The 11,752-nt window shown below is 42.9% G+C and carries 6 protein-coding genes; all 6 read right to left on the bottom strand.

The genetic code is table 11. From position 1 onward, the window contains the following. Positions 1 to 45 precede the first annotated feature (45 nt). The gene (locus tag M301_RS08545; protein WP_013148368.1) at positions 46 to 657 is read right to left on the bottom strand and encodes a DedA family protein; all 612 of its coding nucleotides are present in this window, start codon (positions 655 to 657) and stop codon (positions 46 to 48) included. Between the two features lie 16 nt (positions 658 to 673). Further along, positions 674 to 4,102, bottom strand: a complete 3,429-nt coding sequence (gene mfd, locus M301_RS08540; RefSeq protein ID WP_013148367.1) for a transcription-repair coupling factor — start codon at positions 4,100 to 4,102, stop codon at positions 674 to 676. Between the two features lie 107 nt (positions 4,103 to 4,209). Further along, on the bottom strand, positions 4,210 to 5,106 hold the full coding sequence (locus M301_RS08535; RefSeq protein ID WP_013148366.1) for a Kdo hydroxylase KdoO: 897 nt from the start codon (positions 5,104 to 5,106) through the stop codon (positions 4,210 to 4,212). Positions 5,107 to 5,123: 17 nt separating this feature from the next. Further along, positions 5,124 to 6,602 (bottom strand): metalloprotease TldD, encoded by a 1,479-nt coding sequence (gene tldD, locus M301_RS08530; RefSeq protein WP_013148365.1) that lies wholly within the window; start codon positions 6,600 to 6,602, stop codon positions 5,124 to 5,126. Positions 6,603 to 6,651: 49 nt separating this feature from the next. Continuing rightward, positions 6,652 to 7,518: a carbon-nitrogen hydrolase family protein gene (locus M301_RS08525; RefSeq protein WP_013148364.1), complete on the bottom strand. Its 867-nt coding sequence runs from the start codon at positions 7,516 to 7,518 to the stop codon at positions 6,652 to 6,654. A gap of 67 nt (positions 7,519 to 7,585) precedes the next feature. After that, the gene (locus M301_RS08520; protein ID WP_013148363.1) at positions 7,586 to 11,533 is read right to left on the bottom strand and encodes a YhdP family protein; all 3,948 of its coding nucleotides are present in this window, start codon (positions 11,531 to 11,533) and stop codon (positions 7,586 to 7,588) included. Positions 11,534 to 11,752: the final 219 nt, after the last annotated feature.

The raw sequence follows: 11,752 nt of genomic DNA, 5'->3' as shown, positions 1-11,752 counted from the left end.
TAATAAAATGAGTTCAAGAACTCACTTTATTAACTAGAGCTTTATTTAATCTTGCTTAAAGTGGCGTCTGACATACCAAATCAAAAAAATGATTCCTGCGCCGATTATGACGTAATGGAATTCATGGAAATATACTTTTAAATCTTCCCAATGCTCACCAGTTTTCATTCCGGCGTAACCCAGTAACCAACACCAAATGAACGAGCCGATAAAGGTGTAAATGATGAATTTAGACATGTTCATCCGCGCAACACCCGCTGGAAAAGCGATAAAAGTGCGTACACCAGGTAACATACGACCAAGAAAAATAATGAGCTGACCATGCTTTGCAAAGGCATTATCCGCCCAATCTAAATCTCTTTTGCTAATCAGTAAATACTTGCCATATCGTTCTGCTAGCGGTCTGCCACCAAACATACCGACATAATAAGCTGGAATTGAGCCGATAACGCAACCCAATGCACCAGCTAGCGCAATGCCTAGAAGTGACATTTCACCTTTTGAAACCAAGAATCCAGCAAAAGGCATGATGATTTCTGAAGGTAGCGGAATACAAGCCGACTCAATTGCCATGAGTAGTACGATGCCGCCGTAGCCCATTGTAGAGATGACGCTTATAATCCATGCGGCGACAAGCGCGATAAATTTTTCCAACATATTTTTTGCTACTTTCTTAAATAAATTCTTTTAACAACGTTTTCACAAAGTCAGCTCTTAGTTGGAGGTCTTCTAAGCCTATCGTTACTCTTAACTTATCGGGACCATTCATGCGACAACGGCGGTCACGCTGTAATAAGGCAATCAACTTGGTTGGGTCAATGTCTGCTTTGGGGTTAAATTGTAGCTGAATAGTTTCAGAACTGGCGTCAATTTTAATGATGCCAATCGCTTTAGCGGCAATACGTAATCTGTGGCAGGCAATGAGTGCTTCGCCTTGCTCTGGCAGCAAGCCAAAGCGGTCGATCAGCTCTTCTTGCATATTGTCTAAATCATCGTCATTGACGCAGTTAGCTAGGCGTTTATAAATGACCAAGCGCTCATGCACATCAGGGCAATATTTGGTGGGTAGCAGCGCTGGCGTATGTAAATTGATTTCAGTTGTGACGCCAAGCGGTGCATTTAAGTCAGGCTCTTTACCTGCTTTGAGTTGCTTCACTGCATGGTTGAGCATGTCAGAATACAAATGAAAGCCGATTTCTTGCATTTCACCACTTTGGCTGTCGCCTAATAACTCACCTGCACCGCGAATTTCTAAATCGTGCATCGCAAGATGAAAGCCTGCACCTAGATCTTCCATCAGTTGAATCGCATCTAAGCGCTTTTGCGCCTGTACGGTAATTTTACGATCTGGGTCTGTGAGCAAGTAAGCATATGCTTGGTGATGCGAGCGACCCACGCGGCCACGTAACTGGTGCATTTGCGCTAAACCAAACATATCGGCTTTGTTCAAAATGATGGTATTGGCTGTTGGTACATCAATACCAGTTTCAATAATGGTAGTGCATAGCAATAAGTTGTAACGCTGATTATAAAAATCTCGCATGACATGTTCTAGCTCGCGCTCACGTAACTGGCCGTGCGCCACCGCAATGCGGGCATCAGGCACAATGCGTTCAAGCTTTTCGCGCATGGAGTGGATAGTATCCACTTCATTATGTAAGAAATAAACCTGACCACCACGCTTAAATTCACGCATGACGGCTTCGCGAATGATGCCTTCAGAATAATCGGTATGGAATGTTTTGATGCTCAAACGTTTTTGCGGCGGCGTTGTGATAATTGAAAATTCGCGCAAGCCTTCCATCGCCATACTTAGCGTGCGTGGAATTGGCGTGGCTGTTAGCGTGAGTATATCAACCTCGGCACGTAGAGCTTTTAACTGCTCTTTTTGTCGAACACCAAAGCGGTGCTCTTCATCTAATACCACTAGCCCTAAATTCTTAAATTTTACATCTTTTTGAATCAAGCGATGCGTACCGATAATGATGTCGATTTGCCCTGCCTCTAAGCCAGCCAATGCTTCTTTTTGCTCTTTGGCAGTTCTAAAGCGCGAGATTTCAGCAATTTTAATCGGCCATTCAGCGAAACGATCTTTAAAGTTGTTAAAGTGTTGTTCGGCTAATAGTGTGGTTGGTACAAGCACGGCAACTTGCCTGCCACCCATCACCGCTACAAAAGCGGCGCGTAGTGCAACTTCAGTTTTACCAAAGCCTACATCGCCACAGACTAACCTATCCATTGGACGGCCAGATTGCATATCTTTGATGACGTTTTCAATGGCTTCTAATTGGTCTGGTGTTTCTTCAAACGGAAAGCCTTCACAAAAAGTTTCATAATCGTGCAAGCTCAAGGTAAACGCATGACCACGACGTGATGCGCGTTGTGCGTATAGATTAAGCAGTTCAGCAGCAGTATCACGAATTTGTTTGAGTGCTTTTTTCTTGGCTTTTTCCCAATTACCACTACCTAAACGGTGCAACGGGGCGGACTCAGGCGGTCCGCCAGAATAACGTGAGATTAAGAATAGCTGTGAAACTGGCACGTAAAGTTTATCGTCGCCGAAATATTCCAATAGCAAAAGCTCAGTTTCGCCTTCGCCGAAATCTATATTCACTAAGCCTTTGTAACGTCCCACACCATGTTGTTCATGTACCACAGGGTCGTCCATGCGTAGCTCAGATAAATCTTTGAGCATGCCTTCTGTACTGCGGGCTTTTTCTTTTTCTCTACGGCGTTGCTGGCGAACTGTGGCGGCGTAAAGTTCAGCTTCTGTAATCACGGCGATTGATTTGCTGATGGTTTTGTTTTCTAAACAAAAACCATGATGCAACGGTGACACGCCTAGCATTACTTTTTCTTTAGAATCGACGAACTCTGCCCAAGTCTCAATCAAGGCTGGTTGTATGCCATGTTCAGCAAATAGCTGTGAAATGGTTTCTCTGCGACCTAGGCTTTCTGCAGCAATTAAAATGCGACCAGAAAAATCACTGATATAGCTTTGTAGTTTATGCAAAGGCTTTTCAGCTCGGCGCTCAATATCTAACGCTGGTAAGCCAGTTGTCTTACTGTTTGTGTTTAATGAAATACGTGTAAATTGATGCGAGGTGCTAAAGAAATCTTCTGTTTTAATCAGTAGTGTTTCAGGTGTTAATAATGGACGTTCCGCATCATGCGCCAGTGTGCGGTAACGAGATTGCGCCTCGCGCCAAAACTGTTGCGCACTTTGGTCTAAATCACCATGCAAGCAAAGGACGCAATCGGTAGGCAGATAGTCGAGGAAGGTCGCTGTTTGTTCGAAAAACAACGGTAAATACCATTCAATACCGCCAGAAGCTATGCCTTTGCTGACATCTTTATAGATTTTTGCGCGTTGTGGGTCGCCTTCAAATGCTTCTCTAAACTGACCACGAAATAGCGCGACACCTGCTTCATCTAGCGGAAACTCACGCGCAGGTAACAGTCGAATTTCCGGTACAGGGTAAAGGCTGCGCTGTGTGTCTACATCAAATGTGCGTATGGTTTCAATTTCGTTATCAAATAAATCAATACGGTAAGGTAGCGCTGAACCCATAGGAAATAAATCAACTAGGCCGCCACGTACACTAAATTCACCATGCGAAATCACTTGACTCACATGGTGATAACCAGCTTCAGCACATTGGCGTCGCAGCGCTTCAGTATCCAGTATCTGCCCTTTTTTGAGCATAAAGGTATTCGCACTTAAATATGCCTTAGGGCTTAAGCGAATCAAGGCAGTTGATAGCGGCACAATAATCACATCACATGAATTTTGGCTGATTTGGTAAAGCGTGGTGAGTCGATCTGAAATTAAGTCAGGATGTGGTGAAAATTGATCGTAGGGCAGTGTTTCCCAATCAGGTAATAAATTAACCGTGAGGGAGGGCGCAAAGTATGGAATTTCTTCAAGCAACCGCTGCGCATCAAAGGCATTCGCGGTAATAATCACTAATGGTTTTGTAGGCGAGGCACTTTTAATTTTAAGCGCTAACTCAGCTAAAGCTAGCCCATCTTCGCCATTGGTTGAAAGCTCAACACGGTTAGATTGACCTGATTTTGGAACTAGCAGTGAAGTCTGCGACATGAATGAGTTTAATGAAGTTTTGAAAGGCTAGATTATAACGGTATGGGCAGTAGTGAGCTGTTTTTTCTTAGAGTTAATTCTCTAAGTAACAATGTATTTTTGTTGATTTATCTTGAGTTAATCAAAGGTTTATTTAGCATTTTCTCTAACACTTTTAGCGGTGCAGTTTCTGGCCACTTAAGTGCGTTAGCGGGTAAAGAAAACGTTTGCTCCATCATGTATTGACCCGCCATGGCTGCGTGCAGCACTTGGTCTGAATAGACAATCCAAGTGGTTCCTGGCATGAAGTTGACGGATTGTTGAGGTGCATGCTGTTGGTAATGCATGTCAGCTTTGAGCTGGTCGTGCAGCTGCAGCATACGATGGTCGTATTCGGTACGCGTTCTTTTGGTAATATGAAGCTGCTTCATTAACCAAGCTTGCATAGGCAGCAATGCTTTGGTTTTAGGCAAATAGGCTTCTGCCATTTTATCAAACGGTTCGCCTACCCGCCAAACGCGTGGTTTTCCGTAAGGGTTCACATTGTTAAATACTCTGAGTAATCTTGTGCCTTGCGTAGGGTTAGATGGAAACGCATCTGAATGTAAGCGCGTATCATCTTTACGATATGAACTCGCACGAGTTTCCACTTCAAGTGGTCTAAAGCTTGTATTGGCAATGGTTAAGTTTGGCATATAACTCGGCAATATTGCCGAGATCAGCTGTAATGACTGATCTGCATAGCGCTGTATCATTGCTTGAATTGCACTTAAATCAGCTTCGCTTCCTATTGCACCTTTTAGCCCACTAACTCCTCCTGCGCGAGGTCTTAATGAGATATTCTTCGATTTTTTATCTGCCCAATCTGGGGAGAGGAATTTCTGCTCTTCGGGTAATAACTTGAATTCGAGTTGTGGCAGCGCAATCACATGCCCGTGCTCTAAGGCATCAATGACTTCATCTCTCACAGAAGAATCTACCGTGGTATCCCACTGATTAAAATTGAATGTTTTGATGATATTCATTACTTAAATCCTAGCGTTTATGCTGTTCCGCCCACAGTTAGTGCATCAATTTTAAGGGTAGGTTGACCTACACCCACCGGTACGCTTTGACCTTCTTTGCCACAGGTGCCGACGCCACTGTCTAAAGACATGTCATTACCTATCATAGAGACACGTTTTAACACTTCTGGACCATTTCCAATCAAAGTAGCGCCTTTCACTGGATAAGTGATTTTACCGTCTTCAATCATATAGGCTTCCGCTGCGCTGAATACGAATTTACCGCTGGTGATGTCAACTTGACCGCCGCCAAAGTTAGCTGCATATAAGCCTTTTTTGACTGATTTGATGATCTCTTCTGGTGGTAATGTACCGTTTAACATATAGGTGTTGGTCATGCGAGGCATGGGGATATGTGCGTAACTCTCACGGCGCGCGTTGCCAGTCACAGGCATATTCATTAAACGTGCATTTAAAGTGTCTTGTATATAGCCGCGCAAAATGCCATCTTCAATCAATACCGTTCTATTGGTTTGGTTGCCTTCGTCATCCATGCTGAGTGAGCCGCGTCTATTTTGTATCGTACCATCATCCACAATGGTAATGCCTTTAGCAGCGACTTGCTGGCCTATCATGTTTGAAAAAGCCGAGCTGCCTTTGCGGTTGAAGTCGCCTTCTAAACCGTGGCCTATGGCTTCGTGTAGCAAAATGCCAGGCCAGCCTGCGCCTAACACTACCGTCATGCTGCCGGCTGGGGCAGGGCGTGCATCCAAGTTTACAATGGCTTGATGCACGGCTTTTTGCGCATATTCTTGTAGAATCGCATCAGTAAAATAACTATAGTCAAAGCGACCGCCACCACCGCTAGAGCCTTGCTCACGGCGACCATTGCTCTCAGCAATTACATTGATGGAAAGGCGCACAAGAGGGCGTACATCAGCTGCCATTACGCCATCGTGGCGTGCGACCATGACCACTTCATATTCGCCAGCAATGGATGCTGTCACCTGTGAAATGCGAGAGTCTAAGCTTCTTGCGATAGCCTCTAAACGTTCTAATAATTTCACTTTTGCATCGGCTGAAAGCGATGCAATCGGATCTTGTGGAAGGTAGAGTTGCGATGCTTGGCGTTTAATCACTGAGTTGGCCGTTTGTTCACTACCAAGGCTAGCAATCGCTTTAGTGGCTCTAGCCGCTTCTTGTAGCGCACTTAAAGTAATGTCGTCTGAGTAGGCAAAAGCGGTTTTTTCACCGCTGACTGCGCGCACGCCTACACCTTGGTCGATAGAAAAGTTGCCAGATTTAACTTGGCCTTCTTCTAGTCCCCAACTCTCAGCGCGGCTGTATTGAAAATACAGGTCAGCGTAGTCAATTTTGTGCGACATCATATCGCCTAAAACATTTTGCAGCTTCGCAATATCTAAGCTAGCTGGCGCAAGTAAAGACTCGGTAGCTAGGTCAAAATGCGAGCCTAATATTTTAGGCGAATTTGATAATGTGTCGACTTTTGTGGTCATCAATGGTGATTCCGATTGTATTAGGTTACGTTCTATTTACTTACAAGATTTACTTAATAGTACGGTGTTTAAGTGCAGGTAAACTTTTTCTCAAGCTGGCCTGGTATTGCGGGTTCATCGTAGCAATTACAACGCCAGAGCCACGAGGTAGTCTGTCTAAAATAACGCCCCATGGATCCACAATCATACTGTTACCATGTGTTTCGCGCCCTGATAAATGATAACCACCTTGCGCTGGCGCTACTACATAACAGAGGTTTTCGATAGCGCGCGCACGAATCAAGGTTTCCCAATGCGCTCTACCTGTTGTGTCAGTGAACGCCGCTGGCACAATAATCATATTGACTTCACCCATGGCGCGGTAAAGTTCAGGAAAGCGCAAGTCATAGCATATTGATAAGCCAATTTTACCAAATGGTGTATCAACAACTTGAATCTCATTACCTGATTCTATGGTTTTTTCTTCGTGATAATGTTCATTACCTAAGTCTAAACCAAACAAATGAATTTTATCGTAGCGTGCAACCTGCTTACCTTTGTCGTCATATACCAAGCAGCTATTGCGAACTTTATTAGGAAAATTGCTGGAGAGTGGAACTGAGCCGCCAACTAACCAAATTTTATGCTTTTTAGCCATTTTGCTTAAAAATGCTTGAATTGGACCTTTGCCTTCTTCTTCTCGCACTGCAACTTTGTCGGTTTCTTTAAGGCCCATAATGGCGAAATACTCTGGCAGCGCAACCAACTTCGCACCTTGATTCGCCGCAACTTCAATCAAGCGCTCTGCTTCATTCAAGTTGGCAGAAACTTGAGGGCCTGACGCCATTTGAATGGCGGCAATCTTGATGATGTTGCTGTCAGCATTCAAGCTGCTTGGTTTTGCCTTGGTGGTTCTTAAGCGCGAGGTAATAGCCATAATTAATCCAAACGTTTTTTATTAATGCGATTGTTAAGTTGTGATTGTAAGTTGATACGATTTCTAGTTAATTTGACTGATTGAGAAGTGAATTGGTGCTCGACTCTGGTTTAGCTTCTTTCGCTTCACCCGACTTCACTTCTTGTGGGTTATCCCACGTACCAATAATCTCATACTCACTCGAAGCAATTTTATTCAGTGGATCCTTTAATATTTTTTGTGCTAAAAAAGCAACAGCACCAGCTAAAGGCCCACCTGCTAGCGCTGCAAGCGAGATGCTATCACTCACATGAGGCAAAACTTTGACCGTTAAATGTTGAGTCTCTTTTTGCAAGTTAGTTTCACCTTTAATATTCACGTCCGCTGCTGGACCCGACATGACGAAATTATCACTATGCATTACGCCTTTGTTGACTTTAACTGTGGCGTCTATTTTATCAAAAGCAAAGCCATTACTAAATAAATCTCTAAAGTCCAAGGTCAAGCGGCGGGGTAAGCTTTGCAAGCTGAGTAGGCCTAGCAATCGGCCAACACCAGGTTGTACTTTTAAAATTTGCCCTTTATTCAGGCTAAGCTGAAAGTTACCGTTCATGCCCGCTGGATTGAACTCATGTGGGCTGCCTGGCCAATGTAGCTGTCCAGTGAGCGTCCCATCACCACCTTTAATGGTATCTGGATATCCCATATTTCTGAGCGTTTTACCTAAGTTCTTAATATCCCATGTGATAGAAAGGAAAGTGTTAGGACTTCTAACCCAGTTATTCCACTGGCCTTCGGCACTGATTTGGCCATCAGGTGTGCTGAGTTTGAGTTTTTGAATATTCCAATTATCTTTTTGCGGATAAGCGATTAACTCTAAAGCGCCAAAGTTCTTCTTGTTGAATTCAAAGTTGTCAGCAGTAATATCCAGCGATGGGTAGTCCTGTTCTAGTTTAAAGAATTCTTTTGCTACGACCTCTTTGGTTTTGGTTCGATTTGGCGCAGGTTCTGGTATGGTTAAATTAGTCAGGCGAGCAATAAGTTTTCCGTTGTTTTGACTAATCCATTGCAAGTCGCCAGAAATTTCTTTACTTTGAATATTTGCATGTAGCCCATCTTTATCCGCGTTATTGGATATCTTTAATTGATTGATGCGCCTATCGAATATATCTAATGTATTTATTTTTATGGCTAATTTCTGTATTGGTAATGCAGGGCTTTGTTTTGATGACCCAGAAAAATCCAGCATGACATTACGCCACGCGTCAGCATCAAGATAATCGAGGTTACCGTAAACTTGCAGCCCTTTAACATTACCTAGATCTACGCTGCTTGTTAAATCATTGTTATTGATAGCGTTAGTTGTCGCATTAGCATTGAGCCTAATGCTGCCACGATCAATCTGTAGGTTCTCACTGCTACCCGTACGGACAATTTTTGCAGCCAGTTTATTAGCCAGATTTATCGTAATGGTATCTGTGGTGGCATCCTGCTTTTTATCAAGACGCATATTCCAGCGCTCATTCGCTGCTTTGTTGAACGGCGCAGGCAAGCGCGATGTGATACCAACTAGATCTGAACGTACGTTGATAGTGACCACTGGTTTTTGAATCGTGATGTCACTTACCCAGTCTGTACTGCCAGAAATATAATTTGCACCTTTTACCCAAGAACGATTAACAGGATCTTGCTCCAGCAGCGCTTGTTTGATGGCTTCATCATTCAATCTGCCTTTGGCTGTGACGTGTACGATTTTATCTTTACCAGAGTCAATATTCACAATTACTGGCGAGCTGAAGGCATTCGCATTGATATTTTTGGCTGATAGGCTGCTTTCTGTAAATGCCAACGCACCATTAATGTTAGTGAGGGTAGGGATGCTTGCGCTATCCATACTGCCATTGATAATTTGGTACAAACCTTTGTATTGCGCAGAGTCTAAATCTTGCAAAGGAATTTTTAAGCCTAAATTGAGCTTACCTTGACCGCTGGTTTTTAAGTCGTCAGTAAACCCTAGTGTCACTGTTGAAACTGGACTTTTATTGACAAATTTAATGGCTTCAGCCGTAGGTCCTTTAAGCTCACTTTCAATGCTGAGTATTGGTGAGTCAGCATCCAATTGTGCAATCACGGTTTTGCTCTTAACGATTTGATTACCAAATATATGGCCAGCATTTGCATTCAGCTCCATGCGCTTACCTTCAAACAGCAAATCAAGGCCTAAGCCCTCTATCACAGGCCAATCAGTGCCATATTCCAGCGTACTATTGCTGACTTTGGCGGTCACTCTAAATAAGCCTAATTTAGCATTCAAATTATTCTTGCTGTCTACAAATGGGAAGTCAGCCAATCGACCTTTTACCGTCAGGTTGATGTCATCGGCACGCCCAGACAAAATAGAAGTGTCCAACCAATGTAAGGTGTCTTTGCCGAGAATAGTTGGGTAGTAAAATGAGGCATATTTCGCGTTACCTTTGCCAAATTTACCAGTCAAATCAAGATAACCACCTTTGTTGCCATCCATTAAATACTCGGCGTTGAGTATGCCAGCCAAATGTTGGCTACTAATATTTAGCTGACTCGCTTTGATGGTGGTTTCTTTATCGTTAATACTCCAGCTAATGTCTCCCGACAGCTTATCTACAGGAATAGGCCAGCGTAAAACGTCTTTAAAATCTAATTTGGCATTTTGTGTATTCAGTGAGACTTTTCCAGAGTTTTGATTAGCCTTAATTTCCCCTGTCAGATTGTTAAAACCAGGGATTTTTTCATAAGCAAGTATGCCTAGATCGTTAAACTTCGCGTTGAATTGGTATTTTTTAGTAAGAGATTGTTTGCCTTCCCAGCTAAGCAGCAAATTATCGAGCTTGCCAGTGGGCGATAAGCTATTAATTTTTTGCGCTATGTCTGCAGGCAATGGCAGTTGCACTAGGTAGGCTTTGATAAATGCCAAGTCTATATGTGTAAGTTTGAGATTAAACTTTTCATTACCTTGCTGCGTTTTAGCATAACCACCAGCAGCATCTTTCAAGGTCAAACCATTGCTAGTATTGAGTGTTAAGTGGCTTACGTTAAATGATTGCTCTGTCGCCGAACTTTTCCAGTCAAGTTCGCCCACTAACTTGTTTAATATCAGTGGCTCAGTGTTGGCCTTGAGGAGTAACTGAACATTGTCTAACGCTACGTTGCTTGTGACAGACTGCACCTGACTCTTAGCAAACTCAATGGTAGTGTCTGTACTACCTACGCCAGATTGCAAGTCAATAGGTTGCGTGATGGGTGAATAATCAAACCATGGTTTGAAGGCAACCACGTTGGCATTTTTTAACTTTGTTTCTATACTGCCGTGCCATTCAGATAAACGACTAATGTCGTTACCGTAAACATTTGCGTTAATCATTATCGGCTCACTAGTGCCAGCAGAAACGAGGGTGCTTAGCGTAATTCTATGGTTTTTGATAAAACTTTTCCACGGCGGACTCACCACTTGTAGGTTAAGTTTTTCTAAACTCAATGCAGGCGCGCCACGCATTTCATCTAACCACACCACTTTAGCATTTAGCACATCAAGCTGGGATTGTCTCAATAGCCAATTTGGTAAATCTGGCTTTGATTGCCCCTGCATGCTAATGCCTGCAACAAAAATATCACCGTTTAAGTTGCGGCGTATGGTTAACTCAGGTGAGCGAATAGTGAAATTGGCTAAATGTGGTTCTAGCAATGGAATGCTTAACCATGAGAACGATATATCCGTATTTTTAAGTGCTAAGGCAGGGCGATTCTCCGTGTCGTAAAGATCAATGTTTGATAATGATAAATGTGGGTTAATTCCTTGCCAGCCTGCTTTAATATTGCCGATGACAACTTTTTGATGTGCCGCCTGCGTTGCGTAGTTAGCGATTTTGTCTTTGTATTGATTAATACTTGGGAACACATAAAATTGAATGACGAGTGCTGCCATCAAAAAAATGACAATGATGATGGTTGCAAGCAAAAGCGCGATGCGATAAAGCTTGAGTAGTGATTTTTTTACCATATTTTAGTGGGTTTACTTTATCTTTTTATTATTTTTAGAATGGGTGGTGATTCATTTAAATCTTGTAAATTTGAAACCGTTTCAATTGACGTCATTTTACTTCAATATCGACGTCTACAGACGATTAGATATAAAGCCATGTCGGAAAATATTAGTAAAGTTATGCAAATCTTAAAGATATTTTATTAAAGATTTCTTAAGACTATCGTAGTAATAAAT

Origin of the sequence: Methylotenera versatilis 301 (assembly GCF_000093025.1) — a bacterium.
Lineage (GTDB): Bacteria > Pseudomonadota > Gammaproteobacteria > Burkholderiales > Methylophilaceae > Methylotenera > Methylotenera versatilis.
The sequence above is the reverse complement of the archived record's forward strand: the minus strand, read 5'-3'. Positions and strand labels throughout refer to the sequence as shown.

Bases quoted from the DNA above. Each gene is read 5' to 3' on its own strand.
- M301_RS08520 (WP_013148363.1), bottom strand. From the start codon at position 11,533: ATGGTAAAAAAATCACTACTCAAGCTTTATCGCATCGCGCTTTTGCTT.
- M301_RS08545 (WP_013148368.1), bottom strand. From the start codon at position 657: ATGTTGGAAAAATTTATCGCGCTTGTCGCCGCATGGATTATAAGCGTC.
- tldD (WP_013148365.1), bottom strand. From the start codon at position 6,602: ATGACCACAAAAGTCGACACATTATCAAATTCGCCTAAAATATTAGGC.
- M301_RS08535 (WP_013148366.1), bottom strand. From the start codon at position 5,106: ATGAATATCATCAAAACATTCAATTTTAATCAGTGGGATACCACGGTA.
- M301_RS08525 (WP_013148364.1), bottom strand. From the start codon at position 7,518: ATGGCTATTACCTCGCGCTTAAGAACCACCAAGGCAAAACCAAGCAGC.
- mfd (WP_013148367.1), bottom strand. From the start codon at position 4,102: ATGTCGCAGACTTCACTGCTAGTTCCAAAATCAGGTCAATCTAACCGT.